Origin of the sequence: Pseudomonas migulae, assembly GCF_024169315.1 — a bacterium.
GTDB classification, from domain to species: Bacteria; Pseudomonadota; Gammaproteobacteria; order Pseudomonadales; family Pseudomonadaceae; genus Aquipseudomonas; species Aquipseudomonas migulae_B.
Window position 1 is genome coordinate 1,928,172 of sequence record NZ_JALJWR010000001.1, and the last position, 19,510, is coordinate 1,947,681.

Consider the following 19,510-nt stretch of genomic DNA (forward strand, 5'->3'; position numbering starts at 1 on the left):
CACAAACTCTGCAGGAGCGAGCTTGCTCGCGATGAACTCCAGAGCGACGCGTTTAATCAGACAACACGCGTCATCGTTAACGTCCATCGCGAGCAAGCTCGCTCCTACAGAACGTACGAAAATTAAATACGCCGGGCTGATTGCCAGCACTCGGTCCGCGCCACTAGAATGCGATCAATTCTTAATTGCAATCAGTCCAGGACGCCCGAAACGAGTATCGGTCCCCCATGTCGTCAGTCGACCCACCTTCGAACCAGCAAATCCACACCCTCTACAGCGAACACCACGGTTGGCTTCAGGGGTGGCTGCATCGAAAACTTGGCAACCGCTGCGACGCGGCCGACCTGGCCCATGATACGTTCCTGCGCCTGTTGACCCGGCAAGTCGCCAAACCCCTGGGGAGCGAGCCCCGTGCCTTGCTGACGCACATCGCCAAGGGCCTGGTGATCGACCGCTGGCGACGTCAGGACATCGAGCGCGCCTATCTGGAAACCATCGCTCAATTGCCGGTCGCCGACGTCCCGTCGCCGGAAACCCGCCTGCTGATTCTCGAAACCCTGATGCGCATCGAAGCGCTGTTGCGCGAATTGCCGACGGTCACTCGCGAGACCTTCATGCTGTCGCAGATCGAAGGGCTGACCTATGCGCAGATCGCCACACGCCTGAGTGTGTCGCTGATCACCGTCAAACGGCACATGCGTGCCGCGTTCATTGCCTGCCTGAGTGTCGCCTGATGAATTCGTCGATGATCAACCCGCAGATTCTCGGCGAAGCCGCCGACTGGCTGGTGCAGCTGCATTCAGGGACCGCAACGCCGTCCGACCATCAGGCCATTGCCCATTGGCGCAGCCGCAGTGCCGAGCATGCCCAGGCCTGGCTGCGGGCCGAAGCGCTGCTCGGCGAGTTTCGCAGCGTTCCGGCCAACCTCGCCATCCAGACCCTGCAACGGGCTTCGCGCCAAGAAGGCCTCAGCCGCCGCCAGACCCTCACGCGTGTGGGCTTGTTCCTGATGGCCGGCCCTTTGGGCTTCGCCTCGCAACATATGCCCTGGCAACAATGGACTGCCGATCAGCGGACCGCCGTGGGCGAACAGAAACGCCTGCAACTGCCCGACGGCAGCGAGCTGCTGCTCAACACGGAAAGTGCCGTCAACATTGCCTTCAACGAGCATGCGCGACGCGTCATGCTCTTGGACGGCGAAGTGTTGATCAGCACTGCGGGGGATCCCGCAGCCCGGCCATTTATCGTTGAAACCCCGCAATGCGTTAGCCGTGCGTCGGGAGCCCGGTTTTGCGTGCGGATCCATGGTTCGCGAAGCCAGGTATCGGTGCTCGAAGGGCTCGTGGACGTCACGCCGCTGTTGCTGTCACAGAGCACTACCCTCAAGGCCGGTGAACGCCAGGGCTTCAAACTCGACCGGTTCGATCCGGTGGAACGTTTCGACACCAGCGCCCTGGCCTGGGACAAGGGCATGTTGCTGGCCAACAATATGCGCCTGGACGAACTGCTCGGTGAACTGAGCCGCTACCGTCCCTGCGTGTTGCGCTGTCATGCCGATGTCGCGGGTTTGCGGGTGTCGGGGGCCTTTTCCCTGCGCGATACCGACGCGAGCCTGCGTCTGCTCGGCGATACGCTGCCGCTGAAAATCAGCAGCCTGACCCGGTACTGGCTGTCGGTCGAACCGCGGGTCTGAAGGCACCGTCAATTTTTTTCACTCCTCCCTGATACCTTTCTGCGTTTCGTTCGGTGTGTGGATAGACCTCTTCAATTCCACGCGCTCGACAGGAACGCCGAATGACTTCAACGCCGCTGCACCGCCCCGCCGATTTCCCGCTCAAGGTCCTGAGCCTGAGCATTGCCCTGGCCTTTACCGCGTTGCTGCCCGTCACCAGTCAGGCCGCCGACAGTGTCAACGAAAGTGCCAGCCGCCACGTCAATATCGGGCCTGGGTTGCTCAGCCAGACGCTGGCGCAATTCGCCGTGGCGGTCGGGGTGCCGTTGTCATTCGATCCGGCACAACTGGGCGATCGCCAGAGTCCGGGGTTGCAGGGCAACTACAGCGTGCAATCGGGCTTCGCGCAATTGCTCGAAGGCAGTGGTTTCGAGCTGATCAGCACGGGCGGGAGCGGTTACACCGTGGCGCCGCGAATGGCCGCCGACGGCGCACTGGAATTGGGTGCCACCAACGTCAGCGCCCTGCGCGACGACAACGCTGACACCTACGGCGGCGGCCAGGTCGCCAAGGTGGCGCAGGTCGGCATGCTCGGCAACCAGGCGTTGAAAGACCTGCCGTTCAGCGTCACCAGCTTCACCGCAAAAACCATCGCCGACCAACAGGCCCAGACCGTCGGCGATGTGTTGCTCAACGATGCCTCGGTGCGTCAGTCCGCCGGTTTCGGCAACTTCTCCCAAGTGTTCATGATTCGCGGTTTGCCGCTGGCGTCCGATGACATTTCCTATAACGGCCTGTACGGCGTATTGCCGCGACAGATCATCGCCACCGAAGCGCTGGAGCGGGTCGAGTTGTTCAAGGGGCCGAACGCTTTCGTCAACGGGGTCACGCCCAGCGGCAGCGGGATTGGCGGCGGCGTCAACCTGCAACCCAAACGTGCCAACGATGTGCCGACCCGCAGCGTCACCCTCGATTACAGCGCCGATGGCCGGGTCGGCGGGCATCTGGATCTGGGCCAGCGCTTTGGCGAAGACAACCGCTTCGGCGCCCGGGTCAACCTGATGCAACGCGAAGGCGACACCGCCGTCGATGACGAAGACCAGCGCTCGTCGCTGATCAGCCTCGGCCTGGACTATCGCGGCGATCGCCTGCGCGTGTCGACGGACCTGGGCTACCAGAAACAGGTGATCAATCAGGGCCGTTCGGTGGTGTACGTCGATTCGTCCTTGCAGAAAGCGCCCAAGGTCCCGGACGCCAATGCCGGCTATGCGCAGAGCTGGAGCTACTCGCAACTGGAAGACACCTTCGGCATGGCCCGCGCCGAATACGACCTCAGCGACAGCTGGACCGCCTACGTTTCCGGCGGCGCCAAACACACCCGGGAAAACGGCGTGTACTCGTCGCTGACCGTCACCAACCTCAATGGCGCCGCCCGTGGCGGCATGCTTTACCCGCCGCACGACGAGGATAACCAAAGCCTGATGGCCGGCCTCAATGGCCACTTGAACACCGGGCCGATCAGCCATCAGCTCAACCTCGGCCTGGCAGGTATCTGGGGCCAGCAACGCTCGGCGTTCGAAACGATTGCCACCGCCGGGCGCTACAGCACCAACCTCTACGATGTCACTGATAAACCGCGTCCACGGGCCACCTCGTTCGGCAGCGACATTCATGATCCGCGCATCGTCGGCAAGAACACCCTGCGCAGCGCGGCGGTGTCCGACACCCTGGGTTTCATCGACGATCGCGTGTTGCTGACCCTCGGCGTACGCCGCCAGACGCTGAACGTCGACGGCTGGAACACCACCACCGGCGCGCGCACCTCAAGCTATGAAGAGTCGATCACCACGCCGGTCTATGGCCTGGTGATCAAGCCGTGGGAACACGTTTCGTTTTACGCCAACCGCATCGAAGGCCTGGCCAAGGGGCCGACACCACCGACCAGTGCGATCAACCGCGACGAAACCTTCGCCCCGGTGCGCAGCAAGCAAATCGAAGCCGGCGTGCGCCTGGACATGGACACTTATGGCGCGAGCCTGGGCGTGTACCGCATCGAGCAGCCGTCGAGCTATACGCAGAACGGGATCTTTCGGGTCGATGGCCAGCAGCAGAACAAAGGCGCGGAGCTGAACATCTACGGCGAACCCCTCGATGGCCTGCGCTTGCTGAGCGGTGCGACGCTGATGAAGACCGAAATCGAAGGCAGCACCAACGGTGTCAACGATGGCAACCGCGCCGTCGGCGTGCCACACTTTCAGCTCAACGTCGGCGCCGATTGGGACGTGCCGGGGATTGAAGGGGCGGCGCTAAGCGCACGGATGTTGCGCACGGGCGGGCAATACCTGAATGCCGCCAACACTCAAAGCATTCCGGCATGGAACCGTTTTGATGTGGGGTCGCGGTATGCGTTCAGGCTGGATGAGAAGGAAATCACCTTGCGCGCCAATCTGGAGAACGTGGCGAACAAGGCGTATTGGGCGTCGGCGAATGGCGGGTATCTGACGCAAGGAACGCCCAGGACGTTGAAGGTGTCGGCGACTTTGGATTTCTGATCTGATTTCTGGGCGAACCGGCCACCGCTTTCGCGAGCAAGCCCGCTCCCACATTCGACCGTATTTCACTTTGAAAACGCGGTCGAATGTGGGAGCGGGGCTTGCTCGCGAACCGCGCAGCGGCCATTCACCAAAAATCCCTAAGCCCGACTGCGCAACCACTGCAAGAACCCCTTCTTCGCCACCACCTTCGGCGCTTCCTGGGTCAACGATTGGGCCTTGTGCAAACGGAAATCCAGCAGCGCCTTCATCGCTTCGCCGATGTCATGCCGCGCATCCAGGCAGGGTTTGAGGTAGTCCTTCTCGATCCGGTACAAACTGCAGGGGGTCTTGGCGGTGAAGTCCGCCGGCAGCGCCGTGTCCGAGAGGATCCCGCCCTCGCCGATCACTTCGCCCGGCCCCATGCGTCCGGATTCAAACTTGACTCCTGCGCGGCTCAGCGACACCGACACCACGCCGGATTCGATGATGAACAAATGATCGCTGACCTCCCCCGCCGGCAGGATCATTTCCCCGGGACGGAAAGTTTGCAGGCTCATGTGCTGGCTGAAGGTTTCTTTCTCTTCCTGGCGCAGGGTCGAGAAGATAGCCGAGCTTTCCAGCAACGCCCGCGGACGTGACAGCGCGGCCGGTGCATTCGATTCGACGCTGGACAACAGGCTCACGCCCGACGCTTGCAAGTGCCGGAACGCAAGGTCGAACAGCAGATTGCGCACCATGCGTTTCTGATCCATCGAAACCACGAAGCCGCTGATTTCGTATTCCACACCGGCGGCACTCGAACCTTTCAGTGAAACGCTCGGCGCCGGTTTGTTCAGCAGATAACGGCAACCTTCCATCGCCCGTTCCAGCGCATCGATCACCGTCTGCGGCCGTGCGTGCGGGCTGAGTTGCAGGCTGATCGACACGCCGAAAATATCGCTCGGCCGGCTGAAGTTGACGATCTTGGCTTTCGCCGCCAGCGAGTTGGGAATCACCGCCATGCTGCCCTGGGCGGTTTGCAGGCGCGTGGCGCGCCAGTCGATGTCGGTGACCCGGCCTTCGGTGCCGTCGATAGAGATCCAGTCATCCAGTTGATAGGGTTTGGTGGTGTTGAGGACAATCCCGGAGAACACGTCACTGAGGGTACTTTGCAACGCCAGGCCGACGATGATCGCCAACGCACCGGAGGTGGCCAGCACGCCTTTGACCGGCAGATCGAGCACGTAGGCCAGCGCCGCGATGATCGCGATCAGGAAAATCACCGCGCCGAGCAAATCCTGGAGCAAGCGCCCGGTATGCCCGACCCGCTGCATCATCACCGCACCGATCAACACCGTCAGGGTACGCGCGCCGAACAGCCACCAGCCAATCTGCAAACCGGTCGCCGCCAGGTGCAGCGGCACGTTGTCGGCCCACGGCGCGGGCTCCAGCGGGTTCAAACCCTCGTTGAACAGCAGCATGCTGAACAGCGCGAAAATCACCAGCCGCACCACCAATTTCCAGTTGCTGCCGCCGGCACTGATCAAGCGCCACAATCCCAGGTCGATCAGGATCAGGATCAGCGCGCAGATCAATGGATGATTGGTGAGCAGTGACAGCATCGAGCGACTCCAGCACAGGTACGGATGGGCACAGTGTAGGAGCAATTGATGCCTTCAGAACAACACAAAACACTGTGGGAGCGGGCTTGCTCGCGAAAGCGGTGTAACAGTCAACGCAGATGTTGAATGTTAGTCAGCCTTCGCGAGCAAGCCCGCTCCCACATTAGGTTTTGTTGTGTCAGTAATTACTTGCTATCGGTCAGCGCGTTGTAGCTGGTAAACAGGTTGCGGTAATCCGGGATGTGGTTGGAGAACAAGGTGCCCAAGCCTTCCACGTCGTTGCGCCAGTCGCGGTGCAGCTCACAGGCCAGGCCGAACCAGGTCATCAGTTGCGCACCGGAGGACGACATGCGGTCCCAGGCCGATTGGCGGGTCAGCTCGTTGAACGTGCCGGAAGCGTCGGTCACCACGAACACTTCAAAGCCTTCCGCCAGGGCCGACAGTGCCGGGAACGCCACGCACACCTCGGTCACCACCCCGGCGATGATCAGTTGCTTTTTGCCGGTGGCCTTGATCGCCTTGACGAAATCTTCGTTGTCCCAGGCATTGATCTGGCCAGGACGGGCGATGTAGGGCGCATCCGGGAACAGTGCCTTGAGTTCAGGCACCAGCGGACCGTTAGGGCCGGTTTCGAAACTGGTGGTCAGGATGGTCGGCAACTTGAAGTACTTGGCCAGGTCAGCCAGGGCCAGCACGTTGTTCTTGAAACGGTCCGGTTCGATGTCCCGCACCAGAGACAGCAGGCCCGCCTGATGATCCACCAACAGAACGGCGGCGTTATCCTTGTCGAGACGTTTGTAAGAAGTAGTCATTGCAGTAGTCCTCGCGTGTTATCGATGCCGAGTGGAAGTCGGCGTGGGGTACCCGGTTAGCGCTGGGAATCCAGCACTTCGTGTTCGTTCGCCACTTGCTGAGCCTTGAGGTAACTCTCGATCAGCAATTGATAATGCGGCATGGCCTGGGCATAGACAGCCGCCCACTGCTCGGCATCCGGACGGTTCCACGAGCCTTGCAGCTCAGAGAGCGTAGCCATGATGTCGATCGGCACCACCCCGGCTTGTGCCAAACGGGCAATGGTCAGATCAGTGGCCAGTTTCGAGTGGTTGCCGGAAGCGTCGACCACCGCAAACACTTTGTAGCCTTCATGCACCGCCGCGATGGACGGAAACGCCAGGCATACGCTGGTCAGGGTGCCGGCGATCACCAGGGTTCTCTTGCCGGTGGCTTTCACTGCCGCGTGAAACTCGGCATTGTCCCAAGCGTTGATTTCACCTTTGCGTGCCACGTATTGAGCATGCGGCGCAGCCTCGTGGATTTCCGGAATCAACGGCCCGTTCGGCCCTTGCGGTACGGAAGCGGTGGTGATCACCGGCATCTTCAGCAACGTCGCCGCTTTGGCCAGCGCGATGGCGTTGGCGCGCAGTTGCGGCACGTCCATGTCCTTGACGATCTGGAACAACCCGCTTTGGTGGTCGATCAGCAGCATCGCGCTGTCGTTGGGATCGATGGTCGGTTTCTGACCATTGAAGTTGGCCGCGTTGACGGTACTCATGTGCGTCTCCTCATTATTTCAGGCAACAGCCATCCCTGGCCTTAGAACCGGCCTACGCATCCTGTGTAGAGCGGGTTGTTGAACCTGTAGGGTTAACCGTGCATCTGGCCGAACCGACCGGACTGGAAGTCGGCAAAGGCCTGGTGAATCTCTTGCTCGCTGTTCATCACGAACGGGCCGTGGCCGACGATCGGTTCGTCGATCGGCTCGCCGCTGAGCAGCAACACCACTGCGTCGTTATTGGCTTCCAGACTGATCTGGTTGCCGTTGCGTTCGAACAACGCCAACTGCCCTTCGCGCACCAGTTCCAGGCCGTTGACCTGAACCGTGCCGCGCAGCACGACCAGCGCGGTGTTGCGGCCTTCAAGCAGATCGAGGGTCAGCAACTTGCCGCCGTTCAGGCGCAGGTCCCAGACGTCGACCGGGGTGAATGTCCGTGCAGGACCGGTATGGCCGTCGAACTCACCGGCGATCAGACGCAGGCTGCCGGCCTTGTCCTTGAGCGGGATGCTCGGAATGTCGCCGTCGAGAATCGTCTGGTAACCGGCATCGGCCATTTTGTCCTTGGCCGGCAGGTTGACCCACAGTTGCACCATTTCCAGAGTGCCGCCGGTTTTGGCGAACCCTTCGGAGTGGAATTCTTCGTGAAGAATCCCCGAGGCGGCGGTCATCCATTGCACATCGCCCGGGCCGATCTTGCCGCCGCTGCCGGTGGAGTCGCGGTGCTCCAGTTCGCCCTTATAAACGATAGTCACGGTTTCAAAACCGCGGTGCGGATGCTGACCAACGCCACGACGCTCGGTGGTCGGGGTGAACTCAGCGGGGCCGGCGTGATCCAGCAGCAAAAACGGGCTGATGTGTTTGCCCAGGTTGTCGTAGGAAAACAGCGTACGAACCGGAAAACCGTCGCCGACCCAATGGGTCCGTGGGCTGGTGTAGATGCCGATGATGTTTTTCATGCTGCCTCCAATTCTGTGGTTTGACGCGATGAACAAAGCTTAAAACCGAAGCCTTTAGTGCGCTAGACTGCAAAAATCAGCCTTAGCGTTCTATATGGAGAACGATGGTGGAAGATCTCAACACCCTCTACTACTTCACCCAAGTGGTGGAACATCAGGGTTTCGCCGCGGCCGGGCGGGCACTGGACATGCCCAAATCGAAGCTCAGCCGGCGCATCGCCGAGCTTGAAGAGCGCCTCGGCGTACGCCTGCTGCATCGCACCAGTCGGCATTGTTCGTTGACGGAAATCGGCCAGGCCTATTACCAGCGCTGCCTGGCCATGCGCGTCGAAGCGGAAAGCGCCGCCGAACTGATCGAACGCAACCGCTCCGAACCCCAGGGCCTGGTGCGCATCAGTTGCCCGACGGCGCTGCTCAATACCTGGGTCGGGCCGATGCTGACCCGCTACATGCTCAAGTACCCGCTGGTGGAATTGTTCATCGAGAGCACCAACCGCCGGGTCGACTTGATCCACGAGGGGTTCGACATTGCCCTGCGCGTTCGCTTTCCGCCGCTGGAAAACACCGACATGGTGATGAAGGTGCTGGGCAACAGCACTCAATGCCTGGTGGGCAGCCCGGCGTTCGCCGAACGGCTGTCGTCGCCCGCCTCCCCGGCCGACCTCAGCGGTTTACCGAGCGTGCACTGGGGCGCGGCGCAGCGTGAATACCAGTGGGAGTTGCTGGGCGCGGACGGCGCAAGTGCGCTGATTCGGCACGCGCCGCGCATGGTCACCGACGACCTGCTGGCCTTGCGTCACGCCGTGCTCGCGGGCATCGGCGTCGCGCACCTGCCCAGCGTGGTGGTACGCGATGACATCGCCGCCGGACGCCTGTTGGAACTGGTGCCAGGCTGGGCGCCCAAGTGCGGGATCGTCCACGCGATCTTCCCGTCGCGCCGTGGACTGCTGCCATCAGTGCGGGCGTTGATCGACTTTCTGGGGGAGGAATTCAGTCACAGCGATATTGCGTGAAGGACTCGACACACGGGGCTGGCGGAGTTTTTATTTCGGACATAATATCAGCGCAGATTACAACCATAATATCAGCGCCCGTCCGAGGACATGATCATGCAAAGCCCCAACCGAGAAGCCACCCTCGCCCAATGGATTGCCCAGGAAGACGCCATGCGCGCACGTCTGGCCGGCCCGGGCAGTCTGTCGATGGCCGAGGTCAGCGCGCTGTCGCCCACCGAGTTTTTCAACGGCATCGGCAACGGTGAACTGCCCTCGCCGCCCATCGGCACGCTGATGGATTTCATCCCCATCGAATGGTCGGCCGGGCTGTTCATCTTCCAGGGCACGCCGGATTCGCGGCATTACAACCCGCTGGGCAGCGTGCATGGCGGTTATGCGGCGACCTTGCTGGACTCGTGCATGGGGTGCGCCATTCACACGCAGCTGAAAAAGGGCCAGGGGTATACGACGCTGGATCTGCGCATCAGCTACGTTCGCGCGTTGACCGGTGCCAGTGGGCCGGTGCGGGCCGAGGGCAAGATTGTTCATCTGGGACGTTCGACGGCGCTGGCCGAGGGGCGGATTTATGATGTGGATGGGCGGTTGTATGCCACCGGATCGACGACTTGCATGATTCTTGAGGCGCGGGGGTAAATCCTCAGCCCGAGTCGCGGCCTTCGCGAGCAAGCCCGCTCCCACATTGGCTTTGTGTACACCGAAGATCCCCTGTGGGAGCGGGCTTGCTCGCGAAGGGGCCAGACCAGACACCATCAATCCCCCCAGACTGCCTTCCGATTCATGACTTGCGGTAAACAGTGCTTTGCCCCACCAGCGGTTTTTCTCAAGGATGCGGGCGCGGATACTCGTGCCCATTCCCACTGCAAACCCTGGAGTCATTGATGTCTATTCCCGCATTCGGTCTTGGTACGTTTCGCTTGCAAGGCCAGGTGGTCATCGATTCGGTCAGCACCGGCCTGGAGCTGGGCTATCGGGTCATCGATACCGCGCAGATCTACGAAAACGAAGCCGAGGTCGGCGAGGCCATCGCGGCCAGTGGCATTGCCCGTGAAGAGCTGTTCATCACCAGCAAGATCTGGGTGGCCAACTTCGCCAAAGACCGCTTGATCGACAGCCTCAAGGAAAGCCTGAGCAAACTGCAAACCGACTACCTGGACCTGACTCTGATCCACTGGCCATCGCCGGAAGACCAGGTGCCCGTCGAAGAATTCATGGGCGCCCTGCTCGAAGCCAAACAGCTCGGTCTGACCCGCCAGATCGGCGTTTCAAACTTCACCGTCGACCTGATGAAACAGGCCATCGCCGCCGTCGGTGCAGAGAACATCGCCACCAACCAGATCGAACTGCACCCGTACCTGCAAAACCGCAAGGTCGTCGAGTTCGCGCAAAGCCAGGGCATCCGGATCACCTCTTACATGACCCTGGCTTACGGTGAAGTGTTGAAAGACCCGGTCATCCAGCAGATCGCCGATCGCCTGCAAGCCACACCGGCACAAGTGACGCTGGCCTGGGCGATGCAATCGGGTTACGCGGTGATTCCTTCGTCGACCAAACGCGCCAACCTGCAAAGCAACCTGAAAGCCTGCGCCCTGACATTGAGCGATGCCGACATGGCGCTGATCGCCGGTCTTGAACGCGGCCAGCGCCTGACCAGCCCCAAAGGCATCGCGCCGCACTGGGATTAAGATTCAACCCTGCGCCAGGCGTTGGTCCAGGCGCGTCATGGCCTGCTGCAACTGATCGACCGCGGCGTCGATCTGTGCAGCATGGCCCTCTGTGCAGGCACGCTCCAGTGCCTCGCAACACTCGATCAGACCGACCGCCCGAACCATCAACGCCCCGCCCTTGATACGGTGCGCAAGCGTGCGAAGCACCTGCTGCTCGCCACTCGCGTGCGCCTCGAGCAGCTCATTCCGATCCATGCGATTGGTCGTGACCACGTCACGCAACAATTGCGTGATCAATTCATCGTCGCCACCGACGTATTGCAGCAGGCCATCCAGATCGATCTCGGGGGTTTCAGAGGCGTCGATAACCGGCACGGGTTCACCTGCAAACCGGGAGGCTAACCACGCACTCAGATCCGGCAGGCCGACCGGTTTGAACAGGCAGTCATCCATGCCCGCTTCCAGGCAGCGGGCCTTCTCATCGGGTTGCGCATTGGCGGTCAACCCCAGAATCAACGTTGGTGGCAATCCTTGCGCACGCTCTTCATCACGTATCGCACCCGTCAATTCATAACCGTCGAGCACCGGCATGTTGCAATCGGTCATGACCACATCGAATTGAGATTCGCGCCACCTCTCGAGTCCTTGCCGCCCCTCCTCCGCGACCATCACGCTGTGCCCCAGATAACCTAACTGCCGGGACATCAACAGACGGTTGGCCGGGTAATCGTCGACCACCAGAATCGTCAGTGGCCGGGTCGCCGCCTGTTCCTCGTTTTCAGGTGACTCACCAGGCGATAACGATTGCAACTCGGGCAGCTCAAGGCTGACGTCGATCTGCGTCCCGTGCCCTAGAACGCTGTCGAGTTGCAACCGGCCGCCCATCATTTCGCACAGGGTACGGCTGATGACCAACCCCAGCCCCGAACCCTGCCGACCTGAATCCGGATTGTTTCCTGCCTGCACGAACGAGCTGAACAGGCGCTGCTGATCAAGTGCGCTGATGCCGATGCCGGTGTCTGCAATGCGTACGCTGACAGCCAGATGCCCCGCCACTCCAGGTTCGACCCGCAGTGTCAGGCTCACTTCACCTTCACGGGTAAATTTGATGGCGTTACTCAGAAGATTGGACAGCACCTGCTTGAAGCGCGTGGGGTCGATCAGCACGTCACAGTCGCTGCGCTTATCCAGATCGACACGCCATTCCAGCCCCTTCTGCCGCGCCAGGCCTTCGAACACCCGGCACACCGATTCGACCAGCGTATGAAGATTGGCCCGCTCCGGTGTCAGGGACAAATGCCCAGACTCAATGCGGGCGATGTCCAGAATGTCGCCAATCAACGCCAGCAATTGTTTCCCGGCACTGGACGCCACTTCGATGGCCGGACGGTCAGTGACGCCTTCATCCGCCCGTTTCAGCGCCAGCTCGAGCATGCCTAGCAACGCATTCATCGGCGTGCGGATTTCATGGCTCATGGTGGCCAGAAACGTGGTTTTCGCCCGGTTGGCATCGTCCGCGGCGTCCTTGGCCTCCTGCAACTGACTGAGCAACTGCTGACGCAGGCGAATCTGCCGGCGCTGCCAGGCAATCCACGCCAGCGCCAGCAACAACGAGGCACCGGCGGCGGCAAATGCCTGGAGAATGTCCTGACGATGACCCAGCCAGAAACTGGGCTCAACCATCAGGTCATTGCGCCAGCGGCCAGTCATTTCATCGATTTCTTCAGGTGGAATGCTCAGCAGTGCCTTGTCCAGAATCGAATGCAGCACCACCGCTTCGCGACCGGTCGCCAGGGTGCTGCGGGCCGGGTCGGTGCCGACGGTGCTGGTCACTTGCAGCCGGTCACGATACTGCCGGGAAATCATGACCCTGGCACCGATCAGCGAGTTGATGCCGCCATCGGCCTTGCCTTGGGCAACCATTTCCATCGCCTGCGCCGTCAATGGCGCATTGACCATTTCAATCTGCGGAAAGTGCTGACGAATGAACTCACCGGTACTGTTGCCCTGGGTGACAGCCAGTGTTTTACCGGCCATTTCATCCAATGTCCGGGGACTGCCCGGCGCGACACGCGTCACCAGCACATTAGGACTGGTCAAGAACGGCCGGGTGAAACGCAACTCGGTTTCACGTTCGATGCTGGGGCTGATCCCGGCGACCAGATCGACCTGCCCGGTCCTGATCCATTCCAGCATTTCAGCCACTGACCGGGTCGGTTGAATGTCGAACTTCAAGCCTGTGCGCAAGCTGATTTTCGCCAGGACATCAATGCTGATGCCCCGGTACTTCCCCTCACTGTCGATGAAGGAAATCGGCATGAGGTTTTCGTTGATCGCTACTCGCAAACGCGGATGATCGTCGAGCCAGCGTTGCTCGAGCACGCTGAAGCGCGGGGCGTCAGTGCCGGCGATGGAGGTCCCGCTGCCGCCCCAGCGGCGCAGGATGTTCATCCGTTCATTGGTCGGGATCGCCGCCAGCGCCCGGTTGACGATGCGTTGCAACTGCTGGTTGTCGCGGCTCATCGCGAACGCGAAACGCCCGGACTCCAGCAGCGAAAAATCGGCCAGTTGCACATTGTTGAGGTAGTTTTTGCTGATCAGGTAGTTGGCGCTGATGGCGTCGCTCAGGACTGCGTCCGCCTGACGGAACGCAACGGCTCCCACCGCCTCAAGCGTCGAGGGAAACAGCTCGACATTCGCCTTGGGATAAATCGCCCGCACTTGCTGCTCGGGCAAATAGTGGTAGAGCATTGCCAGCCGTTTACCGGCCAGATCAGGGTCAAGCGGCGCGGACGAATCCGTGCGGGTCAACACGACGGGTTGATCGTCCGCATAGGCACCGGACATCCGCAACTGTGGATCCTCGACCTCATAACGATTGGCTGTTCCCAGCACATCAGCCGTGCCTTCCTTGATCGCCCGCACCGCCTCGTCCCGCGATGCGTAGCGGCGGACATCGATCTCCACGTGCAACAACTGCTTGAGCAGCCCGGCATAATCAGCCGTCAACCCTTCGTAGTCAGTACCGGTGGTGGTGATGTCGAAGGGCGGATAATCCGGCGCCGAGATGGCCAGCACCAACCGGCCCTTTTGCCGCAGCAGCCGCGAATCGGCATCCGACAGTTTGACGTCGTAGCCGTCGACAGTGGAGCGTCCCAGCAAATTCAGGGTTTTCGGTTGTGCGCAGACACTGGATATCAGACAGCCCAGCAGCGCGAGGAGTAGCAGGCAACGCGGACGTCGGAAGGTCTTCATTCAGATCAGATGATTGCGTTTGGCGAAATCCCGCAGATGAACCTTGGATTCGACGTTGAGTTTTTCTGTCAATCGAGTCTTGTAAGTGCTGACCGTCTTGTGACTGAGATGCATGAGTTCGGCGATTGCCTTGTTGCTCATGCCATGGGCCAGGTACCGACAAATGGTCAGTTCGCGGTTGGAAAGGCTTTCAATCATCTGCTTTTCGCTGAGTTGCAACGAACTCAATGCAACTGAGGGCAGGCTTTGGAAGTAGGTATAACCATTCATGACGGCGCGTAAGGCTTTTTGCAAATGCTGCAAATCGTTGGATTTGGACACATAGGCTGAAGCACCGGCACGCATGCAACGTTCTTGATAATAGATACGCTCCAGAGAGGTAAACACCACCACCTGGCACTGCATTTCATTGGCATAAATACGGTCCAGCACATCCAGCCCAGGCATCTCAGGCATGTCCAGATCCAGCACCACCACTTTAGGTTGATGTTCTCGAATCATCGGAATGACCTCGTTGCCTTTTGATGCCTCGAAGATGGGCTGAAAGCCTTCCTGTGTAAGCAGAATTTTCAGTGCTCCGAGAACCACCGGATGGTCGTCCGCTATCAGCGCTGACTTCATGGCAACTCCCTGTGCAAATACACGACGAGGGGACAAAGAATGTCCATGGGCCGGACCCGGGTTAGACGCACTGGCTGCGCGAAGACTCTTGCACGGAAATCCGTACCAGACTACCTGACAGAAATGACAGTACCGACGAACGGTAATCGAGGATCAACCCCTGCCATCAACCGCTGAATGCACGCCAGATCAGGCAGTGCGGCGAGGCTCAGCTGAACGTTCTGCTGCTCGCACGCAGGGATCGACGGCGACTTCACCTGCTCGGCGTCGTAGATCAATGCGTGATGAACCTGCGGGTTATCGAGGAAGAAATCAGGCAGGTCGAAACCTTCGCCCGCCAGTGAGGCATTGATGACCACCAGATCAAAAGGCTCGCTCCCGTACTCGACCAGCGTCAGCAATTCCGCAAGGTCCTGCACCGGCGCCACGCGGTAGTAATCGAGCCGGTTGAACAGGCGCTCGATTCTCATCCGCTGGAAATGCTGTTCGTCGGCAATCAGGATTCGCAACGCTTTATTCGGCAACCGGGGCCCCCAGGAGGGTTTCAGATTCGTGAGGCCGCAAGGCTACGGAAGAGCCAAGGTGTTTTCTGTAGGACTATTCCTAAAAACCAGGGCATCAGTCCGTTGTCAGGGAAGAATCCGCGTTATTCCGTCGTACTCGGACTCCAGAACGCCTGCACCACCAGCGTCGACGTCGAAATCCGGGCCACGAGTGCATCCAGTTCATCGCCGTCCACCGACGTCGTCGCGAGCGTTGCTTCCACCTCGATTTCGTCGCTGCCGAACGCGTGCACGTCCACATCGCTCGCCGGGTAATTGCTGCGTTCGAGTTCCGCCTCAAGCAGCGCCAGTACCGCTTTCTGTTGCGAGCGTCGGGCGATCACGTAAACGATGTTGGTGACTTCAGCCGAAATCACATCCAGCGGCTGACGGTTGATGTTATTGACGATCGGCCGCAGCAAAGTGTTGGCCGCCAGCACGAACAGCGTACCGAGCAGGGCTTCGAGGACAAGGTCGGCACCGGCGCAGGCACCGACGGCCGCCGAGGCCCACAAGGTGGCGGCGGTGTTGAGGCCCCGTACGTTGCCCTCCTCGCGCATGATCACCCCGGCACCGAGAAAGCCGATGCCGGAGACCACGTAGGCGACCACCCGCACCGCCCCTTCGGCGCCGCCGAGGCGGTTGGCCATGTCGACGAAAATCGCCGCGCCCACCGCCACCAGCACGTTGGTGCGCAAGCCGGCCGTGCGTTGACGGTATTGACGCTCGAAGCCGATCAGGCCACCGAGGATGAAGGCCGCACTGAGGCTGACCAGGGTGTCGACCAGCGAGGTCAGGTTGATGTTGTTGAGTGCTTGCATGATGAATCCTTTGAAAAACACACGCCCCCTGTGGGAGCGGGCTTGCTCGCGAAAGCGGTGGGTCAGTCAATGATGATGGTGACTGATACATCGCATTCGCGAGCAAGCCCGCTCCCACAAGGAGATTGTTGTACTGCGGCATTACTGCCAGCCGAGCCGGCGGACATAGAACCCCTTCACCGCCTGGGTCAGCGCCATGTACGCCAGCAGGATCACCGGCAGGAACACGAAGTACAGCGACGGCAGTGCCTGCAGTTTGAAGTAGTGCGCCAGCGGCCCCATCGGCAGGAAAATCCCCACGGCCATGATGATCCCGGTCATCACCAGCAGCGGCATGGCCGCACGGCTTTGCAGGAACGGGATCTTCGGCGTGCGGATCATGTGCACGATCAGCGTCTGCGTCAGCAGCCCGACCACGAACCAGCCGGACTGGAACAGGGTTTGATGGTCCGGGGTATTGGCGTCGAACACGTACCACATCAAGGCAAACGTGCTGATGTCGAAGATCGAACTGATCGGCCCGAAAAACAGCATGAAACGCCCCACATCCGCCGGCTGCCAGCGCTGAGGTTGCTTGAGCATTTCTTCATCGACGTTATCGAACGGGATGGCAATCTGCGAAATGTCGTAGAGCAGGTTTTGCACCAGCAGGTGCATCGGCAGCATCGGCAGGAACGGGATGAACGCGCTGGCCACCAGCACCGAGAACACGTTGCCGAAGTTCGAGCTCGCGGTCATTTTGATGTACTTGAGCATGTTGGCGAAGGTGCGGCGCCCTTCCAGCACGCCCTCCTCCAGCACCATCAGGCTTTTCTCCAGCAGGATGATGTCGGCCGCTTCCTTGGCGATGTCCACGGCGCTGTCCACCGAGATGCCGATGTCGGCGGTGCGCAGCGCCGGGGCATCATTGATGCCGTCGCCCATGAACCCGACCACATGGCCGTTGCCTTTGAGCAGACGGACAATGCGCTCCTTGTGCGTCGGCGTCAGTTTGGCGAAGACGTTAGTGGTTTCCACGGCCACGGCCAGTTCGGCGTCCGTCATGCGCTCGATGTCGTTGCCCATCAGCAGGCCTTGCTGTTCCAGACCGACTTCGCGGCAGATCTTCGCGGTGACCAGTTCGTTGTCACCGGTCAGCACTTTTACCGCCACGCCGTGAGCGGCCAGTGCCTTCAGGGCCGGCGCGGTGCTTTCCTTCGGTGGGTCGAGAAACGCCACGTAACCGATCAGCGTCAGCGCCTGCTCATCCGCCAGGCTGTAAGTGTCGCGCCCCTCGATCATTGGCCGCGCGGCGACCGCCACCACCCGCAATCCTTCGGCGTTGAATGCCGCGGTGACCTGACGAATCCGCGCCAGCAGGTCATCGCTCAGCGCTTCATCGACCACGCCGTGACGCACCCGTGTGCACACCGCCAGCACCTCTTCCACCGCGCCTTTGCAGATCAGCAAATGGGAGTGATCGCGTTCGGCGACCACCACCGACATGCGCCGACGGGTGAAGTCGAACGGGATCTCGTCGACCTTGCGAAACGCCGTGCCGACCTTCAATTCACGGTGGACCTCGACGTGTTCAAGCACCGCCACGTCCAGCAGGTTTTTCAGGCCGGTCTGGTAGTAGCTGTTGAGGTAGGCCATTTCCAGCACGTCATCGGAGTCGTTGCCCCAGACATCGACGTTGCGCGCGAGGAAGATCTTGTCCTGGGTCAGGGTGCCGGTCTTGTCCGTGCACAACACGTCCATCGCGCCGAAGTTCTGGATCGCGTCGAGGCGTTTGACGATGACTTTTTTCCGAGACAGGAATACCGCGCCCTTGGCCAGGGTCGAGGTGACGATCATCGGCAGCATTTCCGGGGTCAGGCCCACGGCAATCGACAGCGCGAACAGCAGCGCTTCGGTCCAGTCGCCTTTGGTGAAACCGTTGATGAACAGCACCAGCGGCGCCATGACGAACATGAAACGGATCAGCAGCCAGCTGACTTTGTTGACCCCGGTCTGGAACGACGTCGGCGCCCGGTCGGTGGCACCGACCCGCTGGGCCAGTGCACCGAAATAGGTGCTGTTGCCGGTGGTCAGAACCACCGCAATCGCGGTTCCGGACACCACGTTGGTGCCCATGAACAGGATGTTGTCGAGGTCCAGCGGGTTGCTCGTGTCACTGTCCTGCTGGCGGGGGAATTTTTCCACCGGCATCGATTCACCGGTCATGGCCGCCTGACTGACGAACAGATCCTTGGCGTTGAGCACGCGGCAATCGGCGGGAATCATGTCGCCCGCCGAGAGCACGATCAGATCGCCCGGCACCAGCAGTTTGATCGGCACTTCGCTGCGTAATGCATCCCGACGCATCACTGTGGCCGTGTTGCTGACCATCGCCTTGAGCGCGTCGGCGGCCTGGTTGGATTTGGTTTCCTGCCAGAAGCGCAGCAAGGTCGAGAGCACCACCATCGAGAAAATCACGATGGCGGCTTTCATGTCCTCGGTCAGCCAGGAGATGACCGCGAGCAACGTCAGTAGCAGGTTGAACGGGTTTTTGTAGCAGTGCCACAGGTGAGTCCACCACGGCAGCGGTTGTTCGTGCTCGACTTCGTTGAGGCCGAATTGCACGCGCAGCGCATCGGCTTCGGCTTCGCTCAGGCCGTCGGCGTGGCTCTTGAGGTTATCCAGCAGTTGGCCGGTGTCACTGTTGGCGGCGCTCACCAGGGTTTGCGCCAGGGTCGGCGGCACCTCACGGCTGACCGTGGTGTCGGTGAAGTTTTCCAGCAACGCCAGGCGACGGAAGTGTCGGGCGATGTGGCGGGTGCGCAGGAATCCGGCGAAGAATTCTTTGAGCAGGGTCAGGTTCATGGCAGTTCCCCCAGGGTCAGCCGGGAAACCTTCCAGCAGGCGTGTCGGTGCGCCGCGATGACGACAAAAAGTCGAACATCACGCACGGTTCAGCGTCGATGAGAGGACGTCGGGACACGGACCAGGACTGGCCGCGATCGGGATGCCGCTGCTCGCTTTTTCGGCGAGACAACGGCACAAGAATTTGCGCGTTATCTTGCCGAGGATGTGCCGGTTATTGGAACCGGCCGACTACTGTCACTCGAACAAGTACCCACTGTGGGTCTCCGCTATTGATGAAAACGCGCGAAGCTTACGCCCCGATTTGTGGAGAGTAAACGAAGGATTGGCGTGTGATTGGGGAATTGCCGGGTTCTTCAGGGAGGGTTCAGCTTTGTAATTTTTCGGGGTTATTTCGGGCCACATCGCGGGCAAGCCCGCTCCCACAGG

15 protein-coding genes are annotated in these 19,510 nt (G+C 60.7%); 6 read left to right on the forward strand and 9 right to left on the reverse strand.

What is annotated here, in order from left to right:
* Positions 1–227 precede the first annotated feature (227 nt).
* The 3 genes from J2Y86_RS08945 (at position 228) to J2Y86_RS08955 (ending at position 4,224) form a co-directional block, all read left to right on the forward strand.
* Positions 228–734, forward strand: a complete 507-nt coding sequence (locus J2Y86_RS08945) for a sigma-70 family RNA polymerase sigma factor (RefSeq protein ID WP_253429876.1) — start codon at positions 228–230, stop codon at positions 732–734.
* Positions 734–1,693, forward strand: coding sequence for a FecR domain-containing protein (locus tag J2Y86_RS08950; RefSeq protein WP_253429879.1), 960 nt, complete (start codon positions 734–736; stop codon positions 1,691–1,693). The genes J2Y86_RS08945 and J2Y86_RS08950 overlap by 1 nt, the downstream gene beginning before the upstream one ends.
* A 101-nt stretch (positions 1,694–1,794) precedes the next feature.
* The gene (locus tag J2Y86_RS08955; RefSeq protein ID WP_253429882.1) at positions 1,795–4,224 is read left to right on the forward strand and encodes a TonB-dependent receptor; all 2,430 of its coding nucleotides are present in this window, start codon (positions 1,795–1,797) and stop codon (positions 4,222–4,224) included.
* Positions 4,225–4,364: 140 nt separating this feature from the next.
* Here the strand turns inward: J2Y86_RS08955 and J2Y86_RS08960 are convergent, their stop codons facing one another.
* From J2Y86_RS08960 to J2Y86_RS08975, 4 genes are all read right to left on the reverse strand, one after another.
* Complete coding sequence (locus tag J2Y86_RS08960; protein ID WP_253429886.1) at positions 4,365–5,807, reverse strand: mechanosensitive ion channel domain-containing protein; 1,443 nt, start codon at positions 5,805–5,807, stop codon at positions 4,365–4,367.
* 185 nt (positions 5,808–5,992) lie between these two features.
* Positions 5,993–6,619, reverse strand: a complete 627-nt coding sequence (gene ycaC, locus J2Y86_RS08965) for an isochorismate family cysteine hydrolase YcaC (RefSeq protein WP_253429889.1) — start codon at positions 6,617–6,619, stop codon at positions 5,993–5,995.
* A 56-nt stretch (positions 6,620–6,675) separates the two neighbouring features.
* A complete protein-coding gene (locus tag J2Y86_RS08970; protein ID WP_253429892.1) occupies positions 6,676–7,359 on the reverse strand; it encodes an isochorismatase family protein in 684 nt (227 codons plus the stop codon).
* Between the two features lie 92 nt (positions 7,360–7,451).
* Complete coding sequence (locus tag J2Y86_RS08975; RefSeq protein ID WP_253429895.1) at positions 7,452–8,318, reverse strand: pirin family protein; 867 nt, start codon at positions 8,316–8,318, stop codon at positions 7,452–7,454.
* A gap of 104 nt (positions 8,319–8,422) precedes the next feature.
* On the opposite strand from J2Y86_RS08975, the gene J2Y86_RS08980 reads away from it, so the two are divergent.
* From J2Y86_RS08980 to dkgB, 3 genes are all read left to right on the forward strand, one after another.
* Positions 8,423–9,331, forward strand: a complete 909-nt coding sequence (locus tag J2Y86_RS08980; protein ID WP_253429898.1) for a LysR substrate-binding domain-containing protein — start codon at positions 8,423–8,425, stop codon at positions 9,329–9,331.
* 96 nt (positions 9,332–9,427) lie between these two features.
* Complete coding sequence (locus J2Y86_RS08985) at positions 9,428–9,967, forward strand: PaaI family thioesterase (protein ID WP_253429901.1); 540 nt, start codon at positions 9,428–9,430, stop codon at positions 9,965–9,967.
* A gap of 245 nt (positions 9,968–10,212) precedes the next feature.
* A complete protein-coding gene (gene dkgB / locus J2Y86_RS08990; protein ID WP_253429904.1) occupies positions 10,213–11,016 on the forward strand; it encodes a 2,5-didehydrogluconate reductase DkgB in 804 nt (267 codons plus the stop codon).
* A gap of 3 nt (positions 11,017–11,019) precedes the next feature.
* Here dkgB and J2Y86_RS08995 read toward each other — a convergent pair whose 3' ends face one another.
* The 5 genes from J2Y86_RS08995 to mgtA all read right to left on the reverse strand — a co-directional run bounded on the left by J2Y86_RS08995 (position 11,020) and on the right by mgtA (position 19,081).
* Positions 11,020–14,253, reverse strand: coding sequence for a transporter substrate-binding domain-containing protein (locus J2Y86_RS08995; protein ID WP_253429908.1), 3,234 nt, complete (start codon positions 14,251–14,253; stop codon positions 11,020–11,022).
* Entirely contained in the window at positions 14,254–14,874 is a 621-nt protein-coding gene (locus J2Y86_RS09000) for a response regulator transcription factor (protein WP_253429911.1), read from the reverse strand.
* Positions 14,875–14,984: 110 nt separating this feature from the next.
* Entirely contained in the window at positions 14,985–15,398 is a 414-nt protein-coding gene (locus J2Y86_RS09005) for a response regulator (RefSeq protein ID WP_253429914.1), read from the reverse strand.
* Positions 15,399–15,520: 122 nt separating this feature from the next.
* The gene (locus tag J2Y86_RS09010; RefSeq protein ID WP_253429918.1) at positions 15,521–16,237 is read right to left on the reverse strand and encodes an MgtC/SapB family protein; all 717 of its coding nucleotides are present in this window, start codon (positions 16,235–16,237) and stop codon (positions 15,521–15,523) included.
* A 141-nt stretch (positions 16,238–16,378) separates the two neighbouring features.
* Positions 16,379–19,081: a magnesium-translocating P-type ATPase gene (gene mgtA, locus J2Y86_RS09015; RefSeq protein WP_253429921.1), complete on the reverse strand. Its 2,703-nt coding sequence runs from the start codon at positions 19,079–19,081 to the stop codon at positions 16,379–16,381.
* Positions 19,082–19,510 lie beyond the last annotated feature (429 nt).